Annotated in this window: 22 protein-coding genes; 5 read left to right on the forward strand and 17 right to left on the reverse strand. The window is 72.8% G+C overall.

Annotation, left to right across the window (positions count from 1 at the left end; genetic code table 11):
• Positions 1-29: 29 nt before the first annotated feature.
• Complete coding sequence (locus tag V7Z97_RS12650) at positions 30-2,915, reverse strand: bifunctional [glutamine synthetase] adenylyltransferase/[glutamine synthetase]-adenylyl-L-tyrosine phosphorylase (protein ID WP_334163788.1); 2,886 nt, start codon at positions 2,913-2,915, stop codon at positions 30-32.
• A 60-nt stretch (positions 2,916-2,975) separates the two neighbouring features.
• On the opposite strand from V7Z97_RS12650, the gene V7Z97_RS12655 reads away from it, so the two are divergent.
• Positions 2,976-3,428 (forward strand): DoxX family protein, encoded by a 453-nt coding sequence (locus tag V7Z97_RS12655; protein WP_334163789.1) that lies wholly within the window; start codon positions 2,976-2,978, stop codon positions 3,426-3,428.
• Here the strand turns inward: V7Z97_RS12655 and V7Z97_RS12660 are convergent.
• From V7Z97_RS12660 to V7Z97_RS12725, 14 genes are all read right to left on the reverse strand, one after another.
• Positions 3,425-4,822: a sensor histidine kinase gene (locus V7Z97_RS12660; protein ID WP_334163790.1), complete on the reverse strand. Its 1,398-nt coding sequence runs from the start codon at positions 4,820-4,822 to the stop codon at positions 3,425-3,427. The genes V7Z97_RS12655 and V7Z97_RS12660 overlap by 4 nt on opposite strands.
• A gap of 18 nt (positions 4,823-4,840) precedes the next feature.
• Entirely contained in the window at positions 4,841-5,512 is a 672-nt protein-coding gene (locus V7Z97_RS12665) for a response regulator transcription factor (RefSeq protein WP_334163791.1), read from the reverse strand.
• Between the two features lie 25 nt (positions 5,513-5,537).
• Entirely contained in the window at positions 5,538-7,100 is a 1,563-nt protein-coding gene (locus tag V7Z97_RS12670) for a Do family serine endopeptidase (protein ID WP_334163792.1), read from the reverse strand.
• A 145-nt stretch (positions 7,101-7,245) separates the two neighbouring features.
• Positions 7,246-7,698 carry a cytochrome c-type biogenesis protein gene (locus V7Z97_RS12675; protein WP_334163793.1) on the reverse strand — a complete coding sequence of 151 codons (453 nt, stop codon included), beginning with the start codon at positions 7,696-7,698 and terminating at the stop codon, positions 7,246-7,248.
• Positions 7,695-9,668: a heme lyase CcmF/NrfE family subunit gene (locus V7Z97_RS12680; protein WP_334163794.1), complete on the reverse strand. Its 1,974-nt coding sequence runs from the start codon at positions 9,666-9,668 to the stop codon at positions 7,695-7,697. The genes V7Z97_RS12675 and V7Z97_RS12680 overlap by 4 nt, the downstream gene beginning before the upstream one ends.
• Positions 9,665-10,171 (reverse strand): cytochrome c maturation protein CcmE, encoded by a 507-nt coding sequence (ccmE, locus tag V7Z97_RS12685; protein ID WP_334163795.1) that lies wholly within the window; start codon positions 10,169-10,171, stop codon positions 9,665-9,667. Before ccmE ends, V7Z97_RS12680 begins: the two co-directional genes overlap by 4 nt.
• Before the next feature lie 13 nt (positions 10,172-10,184).
• Positions 10,185-11,261, reverse strand: coding sequence for a c-type cytochrome biogenesis protein CcmI (gene ccmI / locus V7Z97_RS12690; protein ID WP_334163796.1), 1,077 nt, complete (start codon positions 11,259-11,261; stop codon positions 10,185-10,187).
• A 44-nt stretch (positions 11,262-11,305) separates the two neighbouring features.
• Positions 11,306-12,679 (reverse strand): hypothetical protein, encoded by a 1,374-nt coding sequence (locus V7Z97_RS12695; protein ID WP_334163797.1) that lies wholly within the window; start codon positions 12,677-12,679, stop codon positions 11,306-11,308.
• 82 nt (positions 12,680-12,761) lie between these two features.
• Complete coding sequence (locus V7Z97_RS12700; protein ID WP_334163798.1) at positions 12,762-14,144, reverse strand: ATP-binding protein; 1,383 nt, start codon at positions 14,142-14,144, stop codon at positions 12,762-12,764.
• Positions 14,145-14,154: 10 nt separating this feature from the next.
• The gene (locus tag V7Z97_RS12705) at positions 14,155-14,844 is read right to left on the reverse strand and encodes a response regulator transcription factor (protein ID WP_334163799.1); all 690 of its coding nucleotides are present in this window, start codon (positions 14,842-14,844) and stop codon (positions 14,155-14,157) included.
• A gap of 32 nt (positions 14,845-14,876) precedes the next feature.
• A complete protein-coding gene (locus V7Z97_RS12710) occupies positions 14,877-15,161 on the reverse strand; it encodes a PepSY domain-containing protein (protein WP_334163800.1) in 285 nt (94 codons plus the stop codon).
• An 87-nt stretch (positions 15,162-15,248) separates the two neighbouring features.
• The gene (locus tag V7Z97_RS12715; RefSeq protein ID WP_334163801.1) at positions 15,249-16,202 is read right to left on the reverse strand and encodes a DnaJ C-terminal domain-containing protein; all 954 of its coding nucleotides are present in this window, start codon (positions 16,200-16,202) and stop codon (positions 15,249-15,251) included.
• A 95-nt stretch (positions 16,203-16,297) separates the two neighbouring features.
• Positions 16,298-17,524, reverse strand: coding sequence for an alpha/beta fold hydrolase (locus V7Z97_RS12720; protein WP_334163802.1), 1,227 nt, complete (start codon positions 17,522-17,524; stop codon positions 16,298-16,300).
• A gap of 53 nt (positions 17,525-17,577) precedes the next feature.
• Positions 17,578-18,042, reverse strand: coding sequence for a YcgN family cysteine cluster protein (locus V7Z97_RS12725; protein ID WP_334163808.1), 465 nt, complete (start codon positions 18,040-18,042; stop codon positions 17,578-17,580).
• A 96-nt stretch (positions 18,043-18,138) separates the two neighbouring features.
• Here V7Z97_RS12725 and V7Z97_RS12730 point away from each other — a divergent pair, with 96 nt between their 5' ends.
• From V7Z97_RS12730 to V7Z97_RS12745, 4 genes are all read left to right on the forward strand, one after another.
• The gene (locus V7Z97_RS12730) at positions 18,139-19,935 is read left to right on the forward strand and encodes an ABC-F family ATP-binding cassette domain-containing protein (protein WP_334163803.1); all 1,797 of its coding nucleotides are present in this window, start codon (positions 18,139-18,141) and stop codon (positions 19,933-19,935) included.
• A gap of 472 nt (positions 19,936-20,407) precedes the next feature.
• Positions 20,408-21,403, forward strand: a complete 996-nt coding sequence (locus V7Z97_RS12735) for an ABC transporter substrate-binding protein (RefSeq protein WP_334163804.1) — start codon at positions 20,408-20,410, stop codon at positions 21,401-21,403.
• A complete protein-coding gene (locus tag V7Z97_RS12740; RefSeq protein WP_334163805.1) occupies positions 21,400-22,140 on the forward strand; it encodes an ABC transporter ATP-binding protein in 741 nt (246 codons plus the stop codon). The genes V7Z97_RS12735 and V7Z97_RS12740 overlap by 4 nt, the downstream gene beginning before the upstream one ends.
• A complete protein-coding gene (locus tag V7Z97_RS12745; RefSeq protein WP_442958036.1) occupies positions 22,137-22,904 on the forward strand; it encodes an ABC transporter permease in 768 nt (255 codons plus the stop codon). The genes V7Z97_RS12740 and V7Z97_RS12745 overlap by 4 nt, the downstream gene beginning before the upstream one ends.
• Here the strand turns inward: V7Z97_RS12745 and V7Z97_RS12750 are convergent.
• Positions 22,901-23,575, reverse strand: coding sequence for a hypothetical protein (locus V7Z97_RS12750; protein ID WP_334163806.1), 675 nt, complete (start codon positions 23,573-23,575; stop codon positions 22,901-22,903). The genes V7Z97_RS12745 and V7Z97_RS12750 overlap by 4 nt on opposite strands.
• Positions 23,576-23,676: 101 nt before the next feature.
• Complete coding sequence (locus tag V7Z97_RS12755) at positions 23,677-25,059, reverse strand: hypothetical protein (protein WP_334163807.1); 1,383 nt, start codon at positions 25,057-25,059, stop codon at positions 23,677-23,679.
• Positions 25,060-25,366: the final 307 nt, after the last annotated feature.

Consider the following 25,366-nt stretch of genomic DNA (forward strand, 5'->3'; position numbering starts at 1 on the left):
CCGAACGTCGCCGCCTACAGCAGAGCCGCTCAGGGTTGCACGATGATTTCGTAAGCTTTCCGCGCGGCGACGCGGGCCGCCACAAGTTTGGCGTAAAGTCCCTTGAGGTCGCGGGCCCCGCCGGCCCGCGCCAGCAGCGCGCGGAACGCCTTGGGCTCGGCCGCGGGATCTGGGTTGTCCTCCAGCGCGACCTTCAGAAGCTGGGTGAGGTCCTGCTGCAGCCGCCAGGCCTTCTCGAGGTCGGTCAGCGGCGCGGCGGGCGCGAGCCCGGCCTCGCGGAAGGCGGCGAGCGCCTGGGCGGTGTTGGGGTTCAAGGGCCCGCCGCCGGCGGCGTGGGCGAGCTGCAGGAACTGGGCGGCGAACTCGATGTCCACCAGCCCGCCGGGCGAGAGCTTGAGGTCCCAGTCGCCCTTCGGCGGCCGCTCGTCCTCCAGGAGCTGTCGCATGTCGCGGACGTCGGCGGCGGTGCGGGCCCGGTCGCGGGGCCGCCGCAGCGCCGTCTCGATGGCCGCCGTGGCCGCGCCGGCGAAGTCCTCGGAGGTCGCCCAGACCACCCGGGCCCGGGTCAGCGCCAGCAGCTCCCAGGTCTCCGCCTCCCCCTGGTAATAGGCGTCGAAGGCGGTGGCGCTCACCGCCACCGGGCCCTTGGTGCCCGACGGCCGCAGCTGCATGTCGACCTCGTAGAGGCCGCCCTCCGCGGTCTGGCTGGACAGCGCCGCGATCAGCCGCTGGGTGAACCGGCCGTAGAAGGTGGAGGCGTCCCAGCCCTTCCCCGCCGACGCCGCGGCCGGGTCGGCCGCGCGGTAGAGCGTCATCAGGTCGAGGTCGGAGCCGGCGCTCATCTCCCGCGAGCCGCACTTGCCCAGGGCGACCACGGCCACGTCGCCCTCGAAGTCCCCGCCCAGCCGAACGGTCTCGGCGAGCGCCACCGGCCCCAGCGCCTCGATGACCACGTCGGCGAGGTCGGCGAAGGCCTTGCCGGCGACCTCGGCGGTGGCCGTCCCGCTCATCACCTGCACGCCCACCCGGAAGGCCTGCTCGCGGTGGACGCGGCGGACCTCGTCCATGGCCGCCTCGAAGCCGTCGGCGCGGGCCACGGCGACGGCCATCATCGCCCGGTCCTCGGCGATGTCGATCGGCTCGAAGAAGCCGCCGTCGAGCATGGCGTCGATCGCCGCCGGCCGCCGGGCCAGGGTGGCGGCCAGCTTCGGCGCGTAGGCCATCACCTGCACCACCAGCTCGAACAGCTTCGGCTGGGCCAGGAACAGCGACTGCAACTGAACCCCCGACGACAGCCGCGCGAAGAAGTCGGAGAAGCGGTTGAAGGCCACGTCCGCCGCCCCGGTGGCCTGGAAGGCGTCCAGCATGCGCGGCGCCAGCCGGGTGAACAGCTCCCGCCCGCGCTCCGTGCGGGTGGCGGGGATGTGGCCGTGGTGCCAGCTGCGGATGGTCTGGGAGACCCGCGCGGCGTTCGCGAAACCCATGCGGCCGAGCGTGGCCAGGGTCTCGGGGTCGTCGTCGACGCCGGTGAACACCAGGCTGCCGAAGCGGGAGGACAGTGGCTCCTCCTCCGGGAAGAGTTCGGCGTAGCGGCCGTTCACCAGCTTCAGGATGCGGGTGATGGCCGCGTCGAAGCTGCGCAGGCGGTCGTAGCCCCCGAGCGCCGCCACGCGCCGGCGCTCGGCGTCGGATTCCGGCAGGCGGTGGGTCTGCTCGTCGGCCAGCATCTGGATGCGGTGCTCGACCGCGCGCAGGGTCCGGTAGGCGTCGGCGAGCTCGGCGCAGGCGTCGGGCTCCACGTGGCCGGCGTCGCGCAGGGCGGCCAGCGCGTCCAGGGTGCGGTTGCTGCGCAGCTCCGGATTGCGGCCGCCCAGGATGAGCTGCTGGGTCTGGACGTAGAACTCGATCTCGCGGATGCCGCCGCGGCCGAGCTTGAGGTCGACGCCCTTGGCCGAGACGCGCTCGTCCACCTTGTGGGCGTGGATCTGGCGCTTGATGGAGTGGATGTCGGCGATGGCGGCGAAGTCGAGGTTGCGCCGCCAGATGAAGGGCTGCAGCTCGCCGAGGAACGCCTGCGCCGCGGGGATGTCGCCGGCGCAGGGGCTGGCCTTGATGAAGGCGGCGCGCTCCCAGTTCTGGCCGACGCTCTCGTAGTAGTCGAGGGCCGCGGGCACGGGCACCGCCGGCTGGGTCGACGAGGGATCCGGCCGCAGCCGCAGGTCCATGCGGAAGACGTAGCCGTCGGCGGTCTTGGCCTGCATCAGGTCCGACAGCCGGTGGGTGAGGCGCACGGCGAAGGCCTGGGGCTCGACGCCTTCGGCGAGCGGCATGGCGTCGGGATCGAAGAAGACCGAGACGTCGATGTCGCTGGAGTAGTTCAGCTCGTAGGCGCCCTGCTTGCCCATGGCGATGCAGAACCAGCCGGGGACCGGACCTTCCTCGCCCTCGCCGAGACGGGCGAGGCGGCCGGCCTCCACCTCGCCGCGGGCCGCGACGGTGAGCGCCGAGGCCACGGCGGCGTCGGCGAAGCGGGTGAGCGCGCCGGTCACCTGGTCGAGGTCCCAGACGCCGCCCAGGTCGGCCAGCGCCGTGAGCAGGTGCAGTTCGGCCTTCAGCCTGCGCAGCTCGACGGTGGCGGCTTCCGAGTCCAGGGCCGCGGCCGCGGCGGTGCGCGCCAGGACGTCGGCCAGGCGCTCGTCCGGGTCGGATTCCAGGATGCGGCCCAGCATCCGCGGGTCGCGGCGCGCGAGGCTGGCGAGGTAGCTGGAGGCGCCGAACACCGGAGCCAGCGCCGGCCAGGCCTGGTCGAGGGCGGGACCGGACCAGGTGTCGGCGACGATCTCCCGCGCGCGCTCCGCGGCCTTGGGATCGACGACGGGACCGCACGGCGCGAGCCGCTCCGCGATTACGCTCATTTAACTGGCTCGGCCGGTTCGGACGCAGGCACCATGCCGCGCAACGGACGGGGACCCTTGATGACGCTCGCCAGGACGCTGCTCACCCTCTCGCCGCTTGAGCGCGGCGCCGACGCGGCCCTGCTCGCCATGAGAGTGGGCGTGGGCTCGTTCCTGGTCTTCGGCGTGTGGGACAATGTCACTAGCGCAGAGCACATGGCGGAGTTCGTGAGTTTCCTGGCGCGGTTCGGCTTCCCCTATCCGCACCTTCTCGCGCCCTTCGACGTGTGGGTCCAGTTCGCGCTCGGCGTCGCCTTCGTGCTCGGGCTGCTGACCCGCTGGGCGGGGCTGCTCTGCGCGGTCAATTTCATCGTCGCCATCGCCATGGTCGACCATCACGCCGGCTGGCGGGGCTCGTTCGGGTCCATGTGCCTGGTGCTGATCGGGCTCTACCTGGCGACGCGCGGACCGGGGGCCTTCTCGCTCGACCGGCTGCTGTTCCGCGAGGACCGCGGCTTCGCCCGCAGGCTCTAGGCGCGCGGCAGCACGAGCGCGACCCGCAGGCCCGGCCCCATCTCGCCGACCTTCCCTGGCCCCTCGGCCAGATCGAGCCGCCCCCCATGCGCCTCGGCCACCGCGGCGACGAGGGACAGGCCGAGGCCTGCGCCGGGCTCGTTGCGGCTGTTCTCCAGGCGCACGAAGCGCTCCACCACCCGGGCGCGGTCCTGTTCGGGGACCCCCGGGCCGGTGTCGGTGACCGAGAACTCCACCTCGCCGGAGGACCTGCGGCGGACGCGCAGCATGATGGCGCCGCCCTCGGGCGTGTACTTGATGGCGTTGTCGAGGATGTTGGCCAGCGCCTGGGCCAGGAACTCGCGGTTGCCGCGGACCTGCAGGTCCTTGGTGAACTCGGCGGCGAAGTCGATGCCCTTGTCCTCGCACAGCGGCTCGTAGAGCTCGGCGATGTCGGCGGCGAGTTCTGCGGGGTCGAACAGCACCGGGTCCGGCGCGGTCCCGGCCGCCTGCAGGCGGGCGATGGAGAGCACCGCGCCGAAGGTCTTGAGCACGCCGTCGGTGTCGGTCAGCGCCTGGGCCAGCGCTTCCTGCGGGTCCCCCTTGCCGGCCTCCACGTCCAGGTAGGCGGCCTCCAGCCGGGCGCGCAGGCGGGTGAGCGGGGAGCGCAGATCGTGGGCGATGGCGTCGCCGGCGTGCTTGTGGCCGGCCATGGAGCGCTCCAGCCGGTCCAGCATCTCGTTCAGGCCCTGGGCCAGTTCGTCGAACTCGTCGCGGGCGCCTCGGACATGGGCCCGCGCGCCGAGGTCGCCGTTGCGGACCGCGTCGACCACGGAGGTAAGCCCCGCCATGCTGCGGCTGACGTTGCGGCTGACCAGCACGCCGCCCGCCAGGCCCAGGATCACCACCAGGGCGCCGGCGCCCCAGAGCGCGTTGATGATCTTCAGGACATAGGCCTCGTCCTCGCCCACGTCGGCGCCGACGAACAGGATTTCGCCGCCGGAGAGGCGTTCCTGCAGGCCGCGGGCGGGACGGCGGACGGTGCGGCCCTGGGCCTCGTCGGTGACCTGGAAGCTCGTCCAGGTGGGCCCGCCGTTGAACTCGTCCACCGGGCTCTCCTCGATGGAGCCGGAGATGGTGTCGCCGTCCTGGTCCATGAGCAGGTAGAGGAAGGGCCGCTCGCTGGCCGCCCGCTCGATCAGGGACTGGTTGACCGCGGCGACGCCGGCGCGGTCGTAGGCCGCCACCAGCGAGCGCATCTCGCGGGTGATCTCCTGGTCCGTGCGGCGCGTCGCCTCGCCGGCGGTGGCCACGTAGATGTAGGCCAGGAAGGCGGACGCGGCGCTGGCGAACAGCGCCAGGAACAGCAGCGTCAGCCGGAACGGCGTGGTGCGGAAGATGCGCGGCAGGCGCATGGGTTCCGCCGCCTCTTCTTAGGCGTCCAGGCGGTAGCCCGCCCCGCGGACGGTCTGCAGCATCGGGCGGTCGAAGCCCTTGTCGATCTTCGAGCGCAGGCGCGAGATGTGGACGTCGATGACGTTGGTCTGGGGGTCGAAGTGGTACTCCCAGACCTTCTCCAGCAGCATGGTGCGGGTCACCGACTGGCCGGCGTGGCGCATCATGAACTCCAGGAGCTGGAATTCCCGCGGCTGCAGGTCGATCTCCTTGCCCTGGCGGTGCACGGTGCGGGCGATCAGGTCCATCTCCAGGTCGCCGACCCGCAGCAGGGTCTGCACCGAGCCGGTCTCGCGGCGGCGGGCGAGCGCATCGACCCGGGCGGTCAGCTCGGCGAAGGCGTAAGGCTTCACCAGATAGTCGTCGCCGCCGGCCTGCAGCCCCGCCACCCGGTCGCCCACCTCGCCCAGGGCCGAGAGGAACAGCACAGGCGTCTGGTCGCCCTCCCGGCGCAGGGTCGTGACGAGGGTGACGCCGTCCATCTTCGGCATCATCCGGTCGACGATCATCACGTCGAACTCGCCGGCCCGGGCCGCGGCGAGGCCCTCCTCGCCGTCGGCCGTCCGCACGCAGGCGTGACCGGCCTCGGTAAGGCCGCGCTCCATGGCCTCGGCCGCCTCAAGGTCGTCTTCGACGATCAGGATCCGCATGATTCCGCCCCCCGCAGAGCCAAGCCTAGCCTGAAATGTTCAGCGGCAGGAAGGAGGTGCGGCCGTTGCGGTAGACGCCCACCAGCACGCTGGTGCGGTTGGCCCGCTTGGCGGCCTCCACCACCGCGGCGAGATCGGCGGCGCTGGTCACCGCCCGGTCGCCGGCGCGGGTGATCAGGTCGCCGCGGCGCAGGCCCTTCTCGGCCGCGTCGGAACCCTGGTCCACGCTGGTGACCAGCGCGCCGCGCACGTCGGCCGGCACGTTGAGCTGCCGGCGGGAGGCGTCGTCGAGCGGGGCCAGCGCCAGCCCGATCACCGGCGGCGCCTGCGTCGGCGGGGCCGGCGCGCCAGGGGCGCGGCCCGGCGTGTTGTCGTTGGCCGCGAGCTCGCGCTCGGAGGGCCGGGTGCCGGAGCGGACCGTGACCTGCTGCCGGCGGCCGTCGCGGATGATGTCGAGCCGCAGGGCGTCGCCCGGACGCGCCTGGGCCACCCGGCGGGTGAGCTCCGAGGAGTTCTTCACCGACTGGCCGTTGATCGCCACGACCACGTCGCCGACCAGCAGGCCGGCGCGGGCCGAGGGGCCGCCGGTGACGAGGTCGGCGACGATGGCGCCGCGCTGTTCGCCCATGCCCTGGGCCTCGGCCATCTCGCGGGTGAAGTTCTGGATCGAGGCGCCGATGTAGCCGCGCTCGATCTTGCCGCCATTGATCAGTTGCTTGGTCACCGTGTCCGCCACCTCGGCGGGAATGGCGAAGCCGATGCCCACCGAGCCGCCGGACGGCGAGAAGATCGCCGTGTTCACGCCGATCACCCGGCCGTAGATGTCGAAGGTCGGGCCGCCCGAGTTGCCCCGGTTGATGGGCGCGTCGATCTGGATGTAGTCGACGAAGGTCTCGCCGATGTCGCGGCCGTAGGCGGAGATGATCCCGGCCGTAGCGGTGCCGCCCAGGCCGAAGGGATTGCCCACCGCGATGACCCAGTCGCCGACCCGGGGCTTGGCCGAATCCTCGAAGTTCACGAACGGGAACGGCCCCTTGCGGCCCTTCACCTTCAGCACGGCGAGGTCGGTGCCCTCGTCGCGGCCGACGATCTCGGCCTCGAGCTCGGTCTCGTCCTTCATGACCACGGTGATCTTCTCGGCGTTCTCGACCACGTGGTTGTTGGTCACGATGTAGCCGTCGGCCGAGATGAAGAAGCCCGAGCCCGAGGACTGCTGGCTCGGCAGCCGGGGCTGGCCGCGTTCGGTCTGGCCGCCCCGGGGCGGGGCGGTCGGATCGTCGCCTTCCTCCTCGTCCGGCTGCGGCAGCAGGAACGGCAGGCCCGGGATCGCCCGGCGCAGGGCGTTGGGGTCCATGCGGCTGGTGACGTTGATCGAGACCACGGCGGGCGACACGCGCTCGAAGATGTCGGCATAGGACATCGGCGCGCCCGGCGGCGGGGCGAAGATCGGCGCGGTCGAGGCGCGGATCAGCTGGGGCTGCTCGGCATGGGCCATGGGAAGCCGCATGCCCGCGCCCGCGACCGCCGCGGCCATGACACCGGCGCCGGCGACGGCGCCCAGGAGGTAACCGGTCTTCTTCGAGGTCATCAGCCTTCTGTTCCCTGTAGGCGGCCCGCGAGGTCCGCAGTCCGCCCGAAAAACCTAGGTTCGATGCACGAGAGTGCAACGGCTCTCAAGTTACATTCAGGTCACCCTAAGCGCCGCTTCGCGTCCAATGTTGGGCGCCATCTTGTCAGGGGCTCTCGCCCTCCGACAGCCTGTTCAGCCGCTCGCTCTCCTCCTGCGATAGCTCCGCCTCGGGCGATCGGTTCCGGAGCCGCAGGAACAGCAGGCCCGCGCCCAGCAGGACCACGATGAAGGGACCGATCCAGAGCGCCAGGTTGCCGCCGGAGAACGAGGGGGTGAGCAGCACGAACTCGCCGTACCGCTCGGTCAGGTAGGACTTGATCTGGGCGTCGGAGCGGCCGGCGGAGACCTGCTCGCGGACCAGCTTGCGCAGGTCCTGGGCCAGCTCGGCCTCGGAGTCGTCGATGGACTCGTTCTGGCAGACCAGGCAGCGGACGTCGCGGAAGATCTCCCGCGCGCGGGCTTCCTGCGCCGGGTCGGGGAGGCGCTCGGCGGGGTCCGACGCGGCGGCCATGCAGAAGACCGCGGCGACGGCGGCGAGGACGGCGCGGAGCCTCATGCCGGCTGCTCCCTGCGGCGGGCGACGCCCAGGCGAAGGCGCCGGTCCGAGAGCGAGATCAGCCCGCCCAGGGCCATGATCCCCGGCCCCACGAAGATCAGGGTCGCCCAGGGGTTCCAGTATGCGCGGACCAGCCAGACGGGCGCCTCGGCCCCGGCGCGCCGCTCGCCCAGCACCACATAGACGTGGCTCAGGCCCTGGTAGCAGATGCCGACCTCAGAGGTGCTCTGGCCGCCGGCTGGATAGAAGCGACGCTCGGGCGAGGGCGCGCAGATCGGCTGGCCGTTGCGGGTGACCGAGAGCTCCGCCCGCTCGGCGTCGTAGTTGGGGCCTTCCACGCCGACCACGTCCTGCAGCACCACGTGGTAGGCGCCGGCGTCCAGCGCCCCGCCGATGGGAAGCGCCTCGGCGGCCTCCACCTTCCAGCTCGTCTCGAAAACCGCCCCCAGCACGAAGACCCCCAGGCCCAGGTGGGCCAGCGTCATGCCCCAGGCGCCGCGCGGCAGGCCGGTGAGGCGCCGCCAGCTCTCGGCGGCGGGCGCGCGGAAGGCGCGGACCCGCTCGAGGATCTCGGCCAGGGCGCCCACGATCAGCCAGGCGCCCAGCGCCACGCCCGCCGCGCCCCAGCCGTGCCGGGGGCTGACGAGCAGCAGGGTGGCGAAGCCGACGGCGACCGCGATCAGCGCCGCGGCCCACAGCCGCTGCAGCACGCCGCGGGCGTCGCCACGCTTCCAGGCCAGCAGCGGCCCGGCCGGCAGCAGGATCAGCAGGGCGGCCATCAGCGGGGTGAAGGTCAGGTTGAAGTAGGGCGGCCCGACCGAGATCGCCTCGCCGGTCGCCGCCTCGCGGATCAGCGGGAACAGGGTGCCCAGCAGCACCGTGGCGGTGGCCGCGGCCAGCAGGATGTTGTTGAGCACCAGCGCGCTCTCGCGGCTGACCGGGGCGAACACGCCACCCTGGGCCAGGCCGGGCGCGCGCCAGGCGAAGAGGCCGAACCCCGCGCCGGCGGTGACGCCCAGGATGGCCAGCAGCAGGACGCCCCGCGTCGGATCAACCGCGAAGGCGTGGACCGAGGTCAGCACGCCGGACCGGACCAGGAAGGCGCCCAGCATGGAAAAGGAGAAGGCCGCCAGCGCCAGGAACACGGTCCAGCCGGAGAGCGCGCCGCGCTTCTCCGTCACGATCGCCGAGTGCAGCAGGGCTGCGGCCACCAGCCACGGCATGAAGGAGGCGTTCTCCACCGGGTCCCAGAACCACCAGCCGCCCCAGCCGAGCTCGTAGTAGGCCCAGAAGGCGCCGAGCGTGATGCCGATGGTCAGCATGCTCCAGGCGGCGAGCGTCCAGGGCCGCACCCAGCGGGCCCAGGCGGCCTCCACCCTGCCCTCGATCAGGGCCGCCACGGCCAGCGAGAAGACCACCGAGAGGCCGACGTAGCCGGCGTAGAGGAACGGCGGGTGGAAGGCGAGCGCCGGGTCCTGCAGGAGCGGGTTCAGGGAGCGCCCCTCCACCGGCGCGGGATCGAGCCTGGCCAGCGGGTTGGAGGCGAAGACGGTGTAGGCCAGGAAGACCACGCCCAGCACGCCCTGGACGGCGATGGTCAGCGCCTTCAGGCCGCGGGGCAGCCCGCGCCCGGCGATCGCGGCCATGGCCCCGAACCCGGTGAGCGCCAGGCACCAGAGCAGCATGGAGCCCTCGTGGCTGCCCCAGGTCCCGGCGACCCGGTAGAGCAGCGGCTTGTCGCTGTGCGAATTGGCGGCGACGTTGGCCACCGAGAAGTCCGAGACCACGAAGGCGTGCATCAGGGCTGCGAAGGCCACCAGCACGCCCAGGAAGGCGACGAGCGCCGCCCCCTCCCCGGCCGCGGCCAGCACTGCGGAGCGGCGCACGCGCGCTATGGCCGACAGCCCGATCTGGGCGAGCGAGACGGCGAGCGCCAGGATCAGGGCGAAGGAACCGACCTCTGCGATCACAGGGCGCTGCTCTTCGGGGCGGCGGGCGGGGCCTCGTGCATGGGCTTGCCGCCCTCGCCGTACCACTCGCCCTGTTCCTTCAGCGCCTTGGAGACCTCGCGGGGCATGTAGCGTTCGTCGTGCTTGGCGAGCACGCGCTTCGCCTCGAAGACGCCGTCCTCGCGGAACGACCCCACAGCCACGATCCCCTGCCCCTCGCGGAACAGGTCCGGCAGGTCGCCGGAGAACACCACCTTGTCGGTGGCGGCCTGGTCCTGGACGGTGAACTCTACGCGCCCGTCGGGATGCTTGACCACCGACCCCTCGGCCACCAGGCCGCCGAGCTGGATGGAGCGGCCGGGCGGCGGCTTGGCCGCCTCGGCCTGCGACGGGGTGTAGAAGAACGAGATCGAGTCCCTGAGGCCCCACAGGGTCAGGCCCGCGGCCAGCGCCAGCACCGGCGCGATCGCGAGGATCAGGGTCAGGCGGCGGCGCGCCTTGGGGGACTTGGGCAGCCAGCTCATGGGGGCAGGAAACTCATCGCATCGGCTCCGCCCGCGCGGCCTGCGCGAGCTGGTTCAGGATCTCGGGGTCGCCGCCGTAGCGGCCGCGGGCGGTGGCGAGCGCCGCGTCGCGCTGGGCGGTCTCGCCCAGGACGGCGTAGGCGCGGACCAGGCGCACCCAGCCCTCCGGATCGTCGGGGTTGGTCTTCAGCCGGGCGGCTAGGCCTTCGACCATGCCGCGGATGGCGGCCATCTGGTCGCCGCTGAAGCCGGGCTGGGCCGGCGTCGACTCGGCCTCGGCGATGGCGCGGCGGACCACCTCGGCGCGGGGATCGGCGGGCGGCAGCTCGGCCAGTAGGGCGCGCCAGTCGGCGACGCCGCCGGCCCGGTCGCCGGACAGGATGCGCTGGCGGCCCAGGTAGAAGCGCGGCTCCACCGCCTTGGGATCGCGCTTCAGGGCCTCGCGGAAGGCCTCCTGCGCAGCCTCGTCCACCTCGCCGGCCTGGCTGGCGTAGGCCTCGCCCAGCAGGGTCCAGAGGTCGGCGCGCTCAGGGGCGATCGCCACCGCGCGGCGCAGGGCGCGGACCGCGGCGGCCGGGTTGTTGGCGCTGGATTCCGCCATGGCCAGGAAGCGGTAGAGCTCGGGATCGTTCTTCCGCTCCCGCGTCAGCCGGTTCAGCACCGCGGCGATCTCGGCCGGCTGCAGGGTGGCGAGGTCGCTGGTGCGCCAGGTCTCCAGGCGCTGCGCAAACGGCTGGTCGGGCGCGCCCGGCGCGCCGATCCCGAGGTAGAGGCCGAGCGCCAGCATGGGCGCGAGCACGACCGCGGCCAGCACCGGCGTGCGGGCCCCGGGGCCGGCGCTCCACGCCTCGCCGGGCTTCTCGGTGGCGGCCAGCAGACGCCGCGCGGCCTCGGCGTGGGCGATGCGACGCTCGCTCTCGCCGATCAGGCCACGCTCGGCCAGGTCATCGATCTCGGACAGCTGCCGGCGATAGAGGATGGGCGTCGGGTCCGGCGCCTCGCCCTGCGAGGCGGCCTGTGCGGCCCGGAAAAGGATGAGGCCGGCCGCGGCGGCGGAAAGAACGCCGGCGACCGCCCAGAACGCGATCATGGGCGGCCGTTTAGCCGAAACCGCGGGTCAGCGCGAGAGGGCGCTCAGGCGCCTGCGGCCATCGGCGGCGGCTCGGCCCTGCAGGCGGCGGCGCGGCGGCGGACGAGGTCGGCGGCCTTCTCGTCGCGGACCAGCCGGCTGAACTCCACGACCACCGCCAGGTGCTCGCGGGCCACGGGCTCGTTCTCGCAGTCGCCGGTCTTGATGAGGTCGAGGGTCTCCTCGACGTAGTGGTCGAGCATGTCGCCGACCTTCTCCAGCATCTTGGAGCGCGCCGAGGCGAAGCCGCCGTAGTTGGCGCTGGAGCGGATCTCGCGGGCGAAGTGGAACAGGGTGAGCGCCCGGCGCACCGCCTTCGGATCCGGCGGCAGGGTGTGGCGCGGGATCATCCGGCGGATCCGGCGCAGCCGGGCCGGCTGCATGGGCAGCGCCAGGTTGGCGTACTTCTCGGCCTCGCGGATGCGGCCCTCGACGACGCTGGCCAGCGCGTTCTTCTGCTTCAGCAGCCGGTTGCCCCAGCTGTGCTCGCGCTCGAGCGCGATGCAGGATTCGATCTCCGCCACCTGCAGGGTGACCAGCTCGACGAGCTTGGCGGCGGCCCGCGCGGTCTCCTCGCCGCCGTCCACGTCCAGGGTCTGGATCGACCTCAGGGCGGCGTCGATGTCGTCCATCACCCGCTCGGCGAAGCCGCCGAGTTCGGAATCGCGCAGGTAGCGCTCGCTGGGCTTGTCCATCACCGCCGAGATGATCCGCAGCACCATCCACGGGTGCGGAAGCTGGGCGGCGATCATCTCGAAGAAGGTCGGGCCGGCGTCGTCGGCCACGGCGCAGGCGTCGCGGTAGACCAGGCGGGCGGCCGCGGTGGTGTCGTCGCCGAAGTGGGCGGTCCACTCCGGCAGGCGGTAGGCGGCCCGCCGGACGATGGGGGCGAGGTCCAGGCACAGCTGGAACGCCGCCCCGCCGCCGGGGCGGGCCTGGTCGCACAGCATGGTCACCGTGGCGAACTCACGCGGCTCGCCCGCGCGGACCGCATCGGCGGCGCGCTTCACCAGGGCGTCGAACGGGGCGGGCGAGCTCTCGCCGGGCCGATAGTCGTAGAGCGCCAGGGACGCGGCCTTGATCCCCTGCGGGTCCAGCGCCTTCAGCCCCTTCCAGAGATAGCTCAGCGCGAACGACGGGAAGACCAGGCTGTGCGGGTCGCGGCCGTCGCCCACGCACATCGGGGCGATCGCCTGCAGGATGATGTTGCGCAGGCGCCGTTCGCCGGCCTCGGCGTCCACGAGCCGCCGGACGCCGGCCAGGGCGGAGTCGCCCTGGGCCTCCGCCAGGGCCGCCTGCAGCCCGCCGACCACCTTGTCGGGGGCGGCGGCGACCAGGGCCCTGACGATCTCGATCTTGCGCTCCGAGAGAGCGGGCATGCGAAACTCCACGGGCGGGCGCAGGCCCGCACGGGGCCAACTTGCCCAACCGCGGGTTAAGGTTTTCCAAAGGTTAGGGAATTCAGGCGGCCGCCTGCGGCAGGTCGATCTCCAGGCGCAATCCGCCCAAGGACGAATCCCCGAGCTTCAGGACGCCGCCGTAGGCGCGGCCGAGCTCGTCGATGATCGAGAGGCCCAGCCCCGAGCCCGGGGCGTTCTCGTCGAGGCGCGCGCCGCGGCGGACCACCTCGTCGCGGCGGTCCGGCGGCAGGCCCGGCCCGTCGTCCTCCACCGTCAGGCGGAAGCGGTCGGGGCCGTTGGCGGCGGCGCGCACCCGAACCCGGCTCTTCCCCCACTTGCAGGCGTTCTCCATGGCGTTGCCGGCGATCTCCAGCAGGTCCTGGCGCTCGCCCAGGAAGAACAGGTCGTCGGCGGCGTCCCAGTCGATCTCGACGCCCTTGTCGCGGAAGATGCGATCCAGGGTGCGGGCGAGTTCGTCAAGGATCTCGGCGACCGAGGTGCGCTCCCCCTGCCCCTGGGTGCGGGCCGCGGCGCGCGCGCGGCGCAGGTGGTGGTCCACCTGCTGGCGCATGGTCTCGGCCTGGCGGCTGACCACCTCGGCCAGCGGGCCCGGCCGCTGGCCGGCCTCGGTGAGCATCACCGAGATCGGGGTCTTCAGGGCGTGGGCCAGGTTGCCGACGTGGGTGCGCTGGCGCTCCACGACCTCCTGGTTGTGCGCCAGCAGCGCGTTGAGCTCGTCGGCGAGCGGGGTGAGCTCGATGGGGTAGGCCTCTTCCAGGCGCTCCGCCTTGCCGCGGCGCACGGCCGCCACCTCCCGCTGCAGGTCGTACACGGGCCTGAGGCCCACGCGCACCTGGATGATGATCGCCGCCACCAAGCCCGCGCCCAGCAGCGCGAAGGCGCCGGCCGTCCAGGCGACGAAGTTGCGCACCGCCCGATTGATCGTCGAACGCTCCTCGGCGGCCAGGAAGATGACCGGCACGCCATGCAGCTCGGCGTAGACGGCCCGCGCCCGCAGCGGCTCGTCGAGCGGACCGCGGGTATCGTAGGCGACCGCCTTGCCCGGAGCGGCCTTGAAGCGGGCGACCAGGTCCGGCGGCGTCGGCAGGGCGGAATCGAACAGGGAGTAGGAGCGCACCAGCGGGCGGACCTTCCCGTCGGCGGTGGGCGCCGCGATGGTCCAGTAGCGGCCGGAGAAGGCGCGCAGCGCCCGCTCGTCGGTCAGCGCCGGGGCGAACACCTGGCCGCCGTCGACGGTGGAGTTGGACAGCAGGTTGTCGATCAGCTCGCCCAGGGTCTGATCGACCCGCTGCAGGGCCGCCTGCTGGAACAGCAGAGCCAGGACAGCGGCCGAGACCACCAGGGCCGCGAGGCTCCAGCCCACCGCCAGGAGCACGAGCCGGCGCGCGAGCGACGGCCGGCCGAGCGCCCCCAGCAGCCTCACGGGCGCGGCGTCACGGGTTCGCCGCCTGGCCCACCTCGTCCTCGGGGCAGGTCAGGCGATAGCCGAGGCCGCGGACGGTCTCGATCCGGTCGGCGCCGATCTTCTTGCGCACGCGGCCGATGAACACCTCGATGGTGTTGGAGTCCCGGTCGAAGTCCTGGTCGTAGAGGTGCTCCACGAGCTCGGTCCGGCTGATCACCCGGCCCTGGTGCATCATCAGGTAGTGCAGCAGGCGATATTCCAGCGAGGTGAGCCGGAGCGGCTCGCCGTTGACGCTGGCGCGGGCCGCCCGGGGGTCGAGCCGCAGGCCGCCGCAGGCGAGGTTCGGGGTCGCATGCCCCGCCGAACGGCGCAGCAGGGCGCGCAGGCGGGCCAGCAGCTCCTCTGTGTGGAACGGCTTGGTCAGGTAGTCGTCGGCGCCGGCGTCGAAGCCGGCGACCTTCTCGCTCCAGGCGCCGCGGGCGGTGAGGATGAGCACGGGCGTCGCCATGCTCTCGCGCCGCCAGCGCTCCAGCACCGAGACGCCGTCCACCTTGGGCAGGCCCAGGTCGAGGATGATGGCGTCGTAGGGCTCGGTCTCGCCGAGGAATTGCGCCTCCTCGCCGTCGGGGGCGTGGTCGACGGCGTAGCCGGCGTCGGCCAGGGCCAGCTTCAGCTGGCGCGACAGGTCGGGGTCGTCTTCAACAAGCAGGATGCGCACGTCCGCGTCCCTTTCTAATGATCCGGATCGCCCTACTGGCGGCCGATGATCCGGCCGGTCTGAGCGTCCACCACGATGACCATCACGCGGCCGTCGGGCGTCTGCCACTGGACGAAGTAGGCGGGGCGGCCGCCGGCGTCGCCCATGGTGGTGTTCAGGTGCCGCCCGGGAATCTGCTGGGCGATCGTCTCCAGAACGCGCGACAGCGGCACCTGGCGCCCGGCCTGGACCGGGATCAGGCGCGCCTGCTGGGCCTCGGCCGCGACGGGCGCGGCGGCGGCGCCCAGCAGGGCGGCGATCACGAGAAAGCGTTTCATGGGTCCAGATCTAGCCGGCCAGGACTGAACCGGGCCTGAATACAGGGTTTATGTCCCGGCTGCGGCGCCCTGTCACGCCAAGCCTGGTCACGTGCGCCGCTTCGGCGTGTAGGGCCGCTTCTGCCGCCAGGTCTCGGCGATCTGCTCCAGCTCGGAGTCGACCGTGTCGGGCAGGGTGACCACCAGCCGGGCGAAGAGGTCCCCGCGATGGCCCTTGGAGTCCGACAGTCCCCGGCCCTTCAGGCGCAGCCGCGAGCCGGTGTTGGCGCCCTTGGGGATGGTGAGCGTCACCGGACCGTCCGGCGTCGGCGCCTCGGCCTTGCCGCCCAGCACGGCGTCGTAGACCGTCACCGGCACGTCCATCACCAGCACCTCGCCCTCCCGGCGGAACACCGGATGCGGCAGGATGCTCAGTTCGATGAAGGCGTCGCCGGGGCCGGAGCGGCCGGGGGCGCCCTGCCCCTTCAGCCGCAGCGTCTGGCCCTCCTGCGCCCCCTTCGGAATGGTCACGTCGATGGTGCGGCCGTCGGAGAAGGCGATCCGGCGCTTTCCGCCGCGGATGGCGTCCAGCAGGTCAATCTCGAGCTTCGCGCGCACGTCGGCGCCGCGCTGCGAGAAGCCGCCGAAGCCGCCGCCGGCCCCGCCGCGGCCCTGACGGCCGCCGCCGAACATCTCGCCCAGGATGTCGCCCAGGTCGACGCCTTCGAAGCTCTCGCTCTGGTAGGGCCCGCTGCGCCGCTGATAGCCGCCTTCCCAGCCGGGGCCGCCGGGCTGGCCGCCCCACGGGCCGTGACCGCTGAAGCCGCGCGCCGTCTCACGCCCGTCGGCGTCGATCTCGCCCGCATCGAACTTCTTGCGCTTGTCCACGTCGCCCAGGATGTCGAAGGCCGCGCTGACGCGCTTGAAGCGTTCTTCGGCTTCCTTGTTCCCGGGATTTGCGTCGGGGTGATTCTGCTTGGCGAGCTTGCGGAACGCCTTCCTGATCTCGTCCGCGCTCGCACTGCGGGGGACGCCCAGCTCCTGATAGGGGTCGCGCGCCAAATCCTCTGCCCTTGCCCACATCTTCTAAGACCTCAGGCTTGTAGATTGGTCCGGGCCGAGATGCACGCAAGGGCCGATGTGGCAAAATTGCCACATCACATGTAGTGACGCGGCTCCTGCGGCGGACGCCGGGCGCGGATCGTCCCCTCCTCCTCGGCGGGCGAGACCGAGGCAATGTCGGCGGATCGGGCGCCGCGGGTGAAGATCTCGTCGGCGAAGCGGGCGATGGCGCGGTTGTAGTCCTCCGCCAGTTCCAGAGGGCCGAGGTGGCCCGCCTCCTCCAGGTGGACCGGGCGGGCCTGCGGCATCCGCCGCGCGATGGTCTCGCCGGCGGCCGGCACGGTGACGATGTCCGAGCCGCCGATGAACAGCAGGGCCGGGATGCGCATCTCCGGCAGGGCCTCGGTCGCGTCCCACTCCATCATGGCGATGTTGCCCTTGGCCTGCACGGCCGGCGAGTTGCGGGTGACCGCGCGGGCGACCTGCTCCAGCTGGGCCTTGGTGGGCGTGGTCCCGAAGCCCCCGAAGCGCATGGCCAGATGCGTCGCGCCGGACAGGTAGCTCTGCCAGTTCAGCAGCCAGGCGAGCGGCTGCAGCCAGATGTCGAGGCGCATCAGCGGCTTCACGACCGGCTCCACGGCGTGGAGGGCCTCGCCGAGAACGGTCGTGCGCATGGGGTCGGTGTGGGTGGTGTTCTCCAGGACGACGCCCAGTACCTGGCGGCCCAGGGTCTCCGGGTAGCGCCGGCAGAAGGTCTGGACCGTCATGCCGCCGATCGAATGGCCGACCAGGATCACCTTGCGCGGGCAGGACGCGGAGACCAGCGTCATCAGGTCGTCGGCGAACCGGTCCAGGCTGTACTTGCCGTCACGCGGCGGCGTCGAACGCCCCAGCCCGGCCAGATCGTAGGTCACCACCTGGTAGCGGTCCGCGAGCATCTGGCGGGCCTCCCACCAGACCCCGGCGTCCAGGCCCCAGCCGTGGACGAAGATCAGCACCGGCGCCTCCGGCGGCCCCGAGCGCTCCACGTGCAGGCGGGCGCCGTCGGCGGTTTCAAGGGTGACGCCGGGCAGGCGTTTCAGGCGAGCGCCGTCGTCCTCCGCGCGACCGAGCAGCAGGCCGACCGGAATACGGCCCAGGAACGACCAGGCGATCAGCGCGCCGCCGGTCCAGAGCCGCCAGTCCTGGGTGTCGATCAGGTCGCCCGGCAGGGGATCCAGGATCTCGCGCAGCCGCCACCACGACCAGACGAACCAGCCGCCCATGGCCAGCAGCGCCAGCGAGGCGAGCGCCGCAAGGCGCTGAAACAGGGAAAACAGCATCCCGCTCTCCAACCCACCGGCCAGAGGAACAGCCGCAAGAGGCCGAGGTTCCGCTAGTCCCGCCCGCGTTCCTCGACGAGGTCCCAGGCGGCGAAGTCCAGGGCGTCCTCCGGGTCGGCCAGGGCGGCCTCGTTGATCGTCTGGCCGCGCACCGACACGCCGGCCCGGTGCACGCTCTCCGGATCGCCCGAGATCAGCGGGTGCCAGTCGGCCAGGTCGCGCCCCTCATGGATGCGGCGGTAGGCGCAGCTCTTCGGCATCCACTCGAGCGCCTCGATGTTGTGTGGCGTGAGCTTGATGCAGTCCGGCACGTGCCGCTTGCGGTTGGGATAGTCGGTGCAGGCGCAGAGACTGGCGTCGAACAGCTTGCAGTGGACGCGCGTCGGGATGATCTCGCCGGTCTCCTCGTCCTCGAAGCGGACCAGACAGCAGAGCCCGCAGCCGTCGCAGAGGCTTTCCCACTCCGCCACAGTCATCTGTTCGAGGGTCTTGCGGCGCCAGAAGGGTTCACGCGGCATCGGGGGCATCTAGACCCTCCAGCGCCGGGACCCAAGACCCTGCGGCCGCTCGCGCGCCTTTCCGTCGCGCCTCCGAGCCTCTATGTCAGCGCCCCCATGAGAGCCCCCATCCTCGCGCTGAAGGACGTCCGCCTGGCCGACGGTCCGGTGATGCTGTTCGACGGCGTCGACCTGGGGCTGGAGCCGCGCGTCCGCGCCTGCCTCGTCGGGCGCAACGGGGCGGGCAAGTCGACCCTGCTGCGGGTGATCGCCGGCCAGATCGAGCCCGACAGCGGCGAGCGGACGGTGACGCCCGGCACGCGCATCGCCTTCGTGCCGCAGGAGCCGGAGATCGTGGGCGCGACCCTGCTGGACCACGCCACCGGCGGCGGCGCCGAGCCGCACCGCGCGGAGGCGGCGCTGCAGGCCTTCGGCCTCGACCCCGCCAAGGGCACGGCCGGGCTGTCCGGCGGCGAGATCCGGCGCGCCGCCCTGGCCCGCGCCTTCGCCGAGGACGCCGACGTCCTGCTGCTGGACGAGCCGACCAACCACCTCGACATCCTGGCCATCGAGACCCTGGAGGCAGAGTTGGCGGCAAGCCGCGCCGCCGCCCTGATCGTCAGCCACGACCGCGCCTTCCTGGGGCGGGTGACGAAGCGCTGCTTCTGGCTGGAGCACCGCCAGGTTCGGCGGCTGGACGAGGGGTTCGGCGCCTTCGACGCCTGGGCCGAGAAGATCGAGGCGCAGGAGGCCGAGGAGGCCCGCCGGCTCGAGGTGACGATCCGCAGGGAGATGCACTGGCTGGCCCGGGGGGTCACCGCCCGGCGGACCCGAAACGAGGGCCGCCTGCGCCGGCTGAACGCCATGCGCGAAGCCAAGAGCCAGTGGATGCGGGAGCAGCGCGGCGACCTCAACATGGGGCTGGCCACGTCCGGCGTCTCCGGCCAGCGGGTGGCCGAGGCCAAGGGAATCTCCAAGGCGTTCGGCGAGCGGGTGATCCTGAAGCCGTTCTCCACCCGCATCATCCGGGGCGACCGGGTGGCCATTGTCGGGCCCAACGGGGCGGGCAAGACGACGCTGGTGAAGCTGCTGCTGGGCGAACTGGAGCCCGACACCGGCTCGGTGAAGCTCGGGACCAACCTGGAGATCGCCTACATCGACCAGGCCCGCGCGGCGCTCAGCCCCGAGATGACACTGAAGGACGTGCTGACACCCAACGGCGGCGACCAGGTCATGGTCCGCGGCCGGCCGATGCACTATGCCGGCTACGCCAAGGACTTCCTGTTCCGCGACAGCCAGCTGCGCCAGCCCGTGCGCAGCCTGTCCGGCGGCGAGCGCAACCGCCTGCTGCTCGCCCGGGCGCTTGCCCAGCCCTCGAACGTGCTGGTGCTGGACGAGCCCACCAACGACCTCGACATGGATACGCTGGACCTGCTCGAGGACCTGCTGGCCGACTACGAGGGCACCCTGATCCTGGTCAGCCACGACCGCGACTTCATCGACCGGCTGGCCACCTCCACCATCGGCCTCGACGGCACGGGGCGGGCGGTGGAGACCCCCGGCGGCTGGCAGGACTTCATCGCCCAGAACCCCGGCTTCTTCGGGGTCCGCGTGACGCCGGCTCCGGCCAAGGCGGCGGCCCCCAGGCCGAAGGCCGCGCCGGCCGCGGCCGCCAAGCTCTCGTTCAAGGAGCAGCGCCGGCTCGCCGAGCTGGACGCCCTGATCCACGACCTGCCGCAGAAGATCACGATCCTCGAGAAGGGGCTGTCCGATCCGGACCTCTACGCCCGCGACCCGACGGCCTTCGACCGCTACTCCCGCGCGCTCGATGCGGCCCGCGAGCAACTGGCGGCGGCGGAGGAGGAATGGCTGTCGCTGGAAGAACGCCGTGAGGCGCTGGAAGCCGGCCGCTGAGGCGGCCACCCGCTTTCCTGTGGATAGATCAGCGCATTGAAAAGCCTCAGGGATCCGCGCGGGATCCCCGGGTTGTTAACACTTTATTCACAGAAGAGTGACGGTTCGCGCACACGGGGGCGCTTTCGGGCGCTTGCCTCATAACGGGTTCAGGCGCACCGTCAAGTCGTCGAGAGGGACTGAGGCGCAGAGTTGAACCGGCGACGGGAACGCTCAAGCGAACAGGAGGCTCCTCCAGAGGCGAAGAACCGGGGCGACCCGGGACGAGTTTCGAAGAGCGGCACCGATCACGGCGGAAAACCAGCGGGGCGACCCGCGAACCGAAGCCGCGATGACCTAGCGACACAGATCCCCCAACGGATCTGGATGAGAGGGCGACGCCTCGGGAAACCGGAGCGCCGCCCTCTTGCTTTTGGGGCTTGGCCGTGGCGGCCCTTGGGCTAGGTTTCCCGGCCTGATCCGGGGGTCGTCCATGAAAGCCTTGCGCCTGCTCGCCGTCGCCTTCGCCGCGCTGGTCGCCGCCTGTTCGCCCGCGAAGCGGGAGGAGGCGGCCTCCGGCCAGCCGCAGCGCACGGTGATCCGCTTCGCCACCGACTGGCGGGCGCAGGCCGAGCACGGCGGCTTCTACCAGGCGCTGGCCTCGGGCGAGTACGCGAAGCGTGGTCTCGACGTGCAGATCGTCCAGGGCGGGCCGGGCGTGAACGTGCCCCAGCTGCTGGCGTCCGGCGCGGTCGAGCTCGGCATGGGCTCCAACAGCTTCATCGTCATGAACCTTGCTCAGGAGGGCGTGCCCGTGAGGGCGGTCGCGGCCTTCATGCAGAAGGACCCGCAGGTCCTGCTCGCCCATCCCGGCCAGGGCATCGACTCGATCGCCGACCTGAAGGGCCGGCCGATCCTGCTGTCCGACGCCTCGGTGACGGCCTTCTGGGTGTGGCTGAAGGCGAGGTACGGGTTCACCGACGACCAGGTGCGCAAGTACACCTTCAATTCCGCGCCGTTCCTGGCCGACAAGCGGGTGGCGCAGCAGGGCTATGTCACCTCCGAGCCCTATACCATCGAGAAGGCCTCGGGGATGAAGCCGCAGGTCTTCCTGCTCGCCGACGAGGGCTACCCCGGCTACGCCACCATGGTGCTGGCGCCCGACAGCCTGATCGCCAGGAACCCGGCCGCTGTGCAGGCCTTCGTGGAGGCCTCGGCCAAGGGCTGGGCGGACTACCTGAACGGCGACGCCTCGGCGGCCGACGCCCTCATCCGCAAGGACAATCCGGAGATGACCCAGGACGTCCTCGACCAGGCCCGGGCCAAGCTGAAGAGCTACCGGATCGTCGAGGGCGACGAGGGCGCGGCCATCGGGGCCATGAGCGACGCGCGCTGGAAGACCTTCTTCGACATGGCGAGCGCCCAGGGCGTCTATCCGACGACGCTCGACTACCGGGCCGCCTACACCCTGCAGTTTACGCCGAAGTGAGCGTCGCCGCGCTGAGCGAGGTCGAGGTCGACTACGCCTCGCGCGGGCGGGCGCTGGGGCCGTTCAGCCTGGCGGTCGGCGAGGGCGAGATCGTCGCCCTGGTCGGGCCGTCGGGCTGCGGCAAGTCCACGGCGCTCAGGCTGCTCGCGGGGCTCGAACAGCCGAGCCGGGGCGAGGTGCGGCGCACCCCGGGCCGGGGCGAGACCTCGGTGGTGTTCCAGGCCCCGACCCTGGCGCCCTGGCTGTCGGCGCGGGCCAATGCGGCCCTGCCGCTGGAGCTGGCGGGCGTGGCCAGGGGCGAGGCGCGGCAGAGGGCGGACGCCGCGCTGGCGCGGGTCGGTCTGTCCGGCGCGGAGACGGCCCGGCCGGCGCAGCTCTCGGGCGGCATGGCCATGCGGGTCTCGCTGGCCCGGGCGCTGGCGACCGAGCCCAGGCTCCTCCTGCTCGACGAGCCGTTCGCGGCGCTGGACGAGATCACCCGCCGGGCCCTGGCCGACGACGTGCTGGGCCTGTGGGCGCAGTCGCGGCCGGCGATCGTCTTCGTGACCCACAACGTCGAGGAGGCCGTCTACATGGCCGGCCGCGTGGTGGTCATGACCCGCGGGCCCGGCCGGACGGCGGGGGAGGCGCGGGTGGCGGGGCCCCTGCCCCGGCCGGCGGGCTTCCGGACCACGGAGGCGTTCCGCGACACGGTCGAGGCGGTCTCGGGCCTGCTCGGCCAGGGGATGGCGGCGTGAGGCGGCTGGCGGGCCTGATCGCGCCGCTGACGCTGGCGGCGGTGCTGCTGGCCGGCTGGGAGCTGGCCTGCCGGGCGCTGGCCGTCCCGGCCTACTTCCTGCCGACGCCGTCGGCGATCGGCCAGGCGCTGGCCGCGGACCCGGGCGGCCTGCTGAAGGCCTCGGGCTACACGCTGCAGAACGCCCTCATCGCGCTCGTCATCGCCAGCCTGCTGGCCCAGGCGCTGGCGGTCGCGGTGGCGCTCAGCCGGCTCATGGAGCAGGCGGTCCAGCCGCTGGCCGTCGTGCTCCAGGTGACGCCGGTGGTGGCCATCGCCCCGATCGTCAACATCTGGGCCGGGACCGACCACCCGGGCCGCGCCGTGGTGGCCCTGGCCGTGGTCGTGGCCTTCTTCCCCATCTACTCCGGCGCGCTCACCGGGCTTAAGTCGGCCGACCCGGACCTGGCCCGGCTGTTCGACCTCTACGGCGCCGGCCGGCTCCAGCGGCTGGCGCGGCTGCAGATGCCGTCGGCCCTGCCCTTCCTGCTGCAGGGCCACAAGGTCGCGGCGGGCCTGGCGCTGGTGGGCGCCGTGGTCGCCGAGTTCGTGGCCGGCTCCGGCAGGGTCCAGGGCCTGGCCTGGCGGATCATGGACGCCAGCTTCAAGCTCCAGACCGCCCGGATGTTCGCGGCCCTGGTCGTCCTGGGCCTGATGGGCGCGGCGCTCTACGCCCTGCTCGAGGCGGCCGAGCGCGCCGGGCTGAAGTGGTGGCGCGGCCGCTAGCGGGCGGCCTGCACCTGGGTCAGCTCGTAGCGGATCGGCACGCGGACCTTCTGGCCGAAGGTCGGCAGGCCGTCGGTGGACCAGGCCGCGACCCGGAACTTCGGCGCCAGCGCCAGCGCGGCCTGGCCGTAGCCCTGGCCGGCCGGCTCCTCGCGGTCGACGGCGCAGTCGGCCAGCGCCCCGCCCGGCTGGGCGGTGCAGACCAGCGCCACGCGGACGCTGTTCACGCCGTTCTGGGTCTGCGGGAAGGTGGCCTGGAAGTCCTGGGCGGTGGGGATCGAGGTCCAGGCGGGGTTGCGGATCGTGAGCGGGCCGGCGGCGGCCAGCTCCGGGGCGAAGGTCACCGGGACCTCCACCTCGACGCCCTTGTGGAGCCCGGCGCCCGGCGCGGCGGCAAGCCCGGCGGCGACCTTGCGGGCGGCGGTGGCGAAGCCGTAGCCGGACGGCGTCTCGCGCAGGGTGGCGCAGTCGCGCGGGACGAGCGCCGTGCTGAGGGTGCAGGTCAGCAGCACCACACCGCCCACGCCCGCGGCCCGGGCCTTCGGCGGATAGGCGGCGGCGACATCGGCCGCGGTGGGGGTCTTGGCCCAGGCGACGGCGGGCTGGGCCTGGGCGGCGGTGGCGGCCAGCAGGGCCGCGGCGGCGGCGGCGGCGAAGACTTCGAAGCGCATGGGCTCTCCTCCGCCGGCGAGCTTGCACCCGGCGGCGCCGCTTGAGAAGGCGCGGCGACGAACGGTCATTCCGGTGCGGCGGGTGACGGCGGCGGCCTCCGCTAGACCGCCGTGCGCGGGGTGCGCGTGGCGCCGGCGCGGACGCGGTCGAGGGCGTCCTGGGCGGCGACGGCGAGCGAGCGCAGGCCGTGCTCGCCGAACACCTCGAGCGCGGCGTCGAGGGCGGTGACGGCGGCGGCGCGCTGGCCGCGGTCCTTGCCCGTGATGTCGATGCGCGCCTCGTAGAGCCGGGCGAGGTTGAGCTGGGCCAGCGCCCAGCCCACCGGATCCTTGCCCGGCCGCGCGGCGGCCAGCTCGATCTTCATGGCCGCCTCGGCGGCGTCGAGCACGGCGAGGTCGCCGGTGAGCTCGGCCGAGCGGGCGAGGCAGACGGCGCGGGAGCCGGCGGCCAGCCCGCGCAGCGGCAGGGCGACGGCGTCCTTCAGGACCAGGTTCGCCCGGTCGTAGCAGGTGACGGCCTGTTCGAAGGCGCGCTCGTCGGCGCAGGCCTCGCCGAGCGTCTGCAGGGTCTGGGCGAGCGCCAGCTGGGTGCGGGCCCAGTCGAGCGGGCTGTGGTCGCGGGTGAGCTCGTCCAGCGCCGAGGCGAGCGCGGTGGCGCCGGCCGAGATGGCGTCGAGGTCGCCGAGCGCCTCGCCCCACAGGGTGAGCGCCTGGCCGCGCAGGGCCTCGGCGCGGGCCCAGGTCAGCGGCTCGTAGGCCGGGTCGAGGCGGCGCGCGGCGGCCGAGGCGTCGTCCACGGCCATCTTCAGCAGCACCTCGTCCTTCAGCCGCACGCCCCAGCCGCACATCAGGTCGGCGCGGACCAGGCGGGCCTCGGCGGCGAGCGCCCGGGCGGCGACCACCCGGCGGGTCTGGGCGTCGAGCGCGGCGATCGGGGCGGCGAAGGCGCGGGAGATCAGGTGGGCGTCGGCGGCGTCGCCCCGGCCGAGGAGCTGGCGGCCCTGGACGGCGGCCAGGCCGATGTCGGCCAGGGGGGCGGCGAGCCCGCCGCGGGCGGCGGCGCGGGCCTCGCGGAAGGCCACCTCGGCGGCGGCGTCGAGGCCGGGGTCGCCGAACAGTTCGGCGCCGGTGAGCGCGCAGAACCCCTGTTCGGTCCGGGCCCGGGCCCAGGCCTCGCCCTTGCGGCGGCCCTCGAAGGCGACGGCCGCCATCTCGGCGGTGGCGGCGGCCTTGCGCAGGGCGGCGGCGTCGCCGGTGCGGCGGGCGACCTCGCGCCAGACGGCGGCGGCCTCCAGGCGGCGCTGGCCGGGGTTCTTCGCGCCCACGCGGCCGGCGGCGACGTCGGCCGCCTTGCCCTCTTCGCGCAGCAGCTTCAGGTCGAGGAGTTCGAGCAGGGCGGGATCGCCGCCGGTGATGCCGTCCTGCGGCAGGTGGGCGGCCTCGGCCCCGAACAGCCGCTTCAGCTCGCGTCCCAGCTCGAACATGGCGCTCCTCCAGCGGACCGGGCGTCCCGCGATGAAACGCGACGCCTGCGCCCTGACGGAGGTCAGCAAAGCCGGAGCCGAAGGGTTTAACAAGTCATTAACGTCTTGGTTATGGTTAACGAATGCCTGCCATCCACAAGTAAAGGCGCATGTTGTCGGTGTGTTCCGCGCAGGGCTCGTCTCGCGGCGTCTCGCGGGGTGGGTGAGATGAGAAGGGAGGAAGGAACCACGGATTACACGGATCACACGGACGGGCGCGGCGCTGAACGTGCCAGCCGGGCGGCGTGGGGAACGTGAATCGCGCGCC

Origin of the sequence: Phenylobacterium sp., from assembly GCF_036821595.1 — a bacterium.
Lineage (GTDB): Bacteria > Pseudomonadota > Alphaproteobacteria > Caulobacterales > Caulobacteraceae > Phenylobacterium.

Coding starts and splice junctions, on each gene's coding strand:
- V7Z97_RS12650 (WP_334163788.1), bottom strand. CDS start 2,915: ATGAGCGTAATCGCGGAGCGGCTCGCGCCGTGCGGTCCCGTCGTCGAT.
- V7Z97_RS12655 (WP_334163789.1), top strand. CDS start 2,976: ATGACGCTCGCCAGGACGCTGCTCACCCTCTCGCCGCTTGAGCGCGGC.
- V7Z97_RS12660 (WP_334163790.1), bottom strand. CDS start 4,822: ATGCGCCTGCCGCGCATCTTCCGCACCACGCCGTTCCGGCTGACGCTG.
- V7Z97_RS12665 (WP_334163791.1), bottom strand. CDS start 5,512: ATGCGGATCCTGATCGTCGAAGACGACCTTGAGGCGGCCGAGGCCATG.
- V7Z97_RS12670 (WP_334163792.1), bottom strand. CDS start 7,100: ATGACCTCGAAGAAGACCGGTTACCTCCTGGGCGCCGTCGCCGGCGCC.
- V7Z97_RS12675 (WP_334163793.1), bottom strand. CDS start 7,698: ATGAGGCTCCGCGCCGTCCTCGCCGCCGTCGCCGCGGTCTTCTGCATG.
- ccmE (WP_334163795.1), bottom strand. CDS start 10,171: ATGAGCTGGCTGCCCAAGTCCCCCAAGGCGCGCCGCCGCCTGACCCTG.
- ccmI (WP_334163796.1), bottom strand. CDS start 11,261: ATGATCGCGTTCTGGGCGGTCGCCGGCGTTCTTTCCGCCGCCGCGGCC.
- V7Z97_RS12695 (WP_334163797.1), bottom strand. CDS start 12,679: ATGCCCGCTCTCTCGGAGCGCAAGATCGAGATCGTCAGGGCCCTGGTC.
- V7Z97_RS12710 (WP_334163800.1), bottom strand. CDS start 15,161: ATGAAACGCTTTCTCGTGATCGCCGCCCTGCTGGGCGCCGCCGCCGCG.
- V7Z97_RS12720 (WP_334163802.1), bottom strand. CDS start 17,524: ATGCTGTTTTCCCTGTTTCAGCGCCTTGCGGCGCTCGCCTCGCTGGCG.
- V7Z97_RS12725 (WP_334163808.1), bottom strand. CDS start 18,042: ATGCCGCGTGAACCCTTCTGGCGCCGCAAGACCCTCGAACAGATGACT.
- V7Z97_RS12730 (WP_334163803.1), top strand. CDS start 18,139: ATGAGAGCCCCCATCCTCGCGCTGAAGGACGTCCGCCTGGCCGACGGT.
- V7Z97_RS12735 (WP_334163804.1), top strand. CDS start 20,408: ATGAAAGCCTTGCGCCTGCTCGCCGTCGCCTTCGCCGCGCTGGTCGCC.
- V7Z97_RS12750 (WP_334163806.1), bottom strand. CDS start 23,575: ATGCGCTTCGAAGTCTTCGCCGCCGCCGCCGCCGCGGCCCTGCTGGCC.
- V7Z97_RS12755 (WP_334163807.1), bottom strand. CDS start 25,059: ATGTTCGAGCTGGGACGCGAGCTGAAGCGGCTGTTCGGGGCCGAGGCC.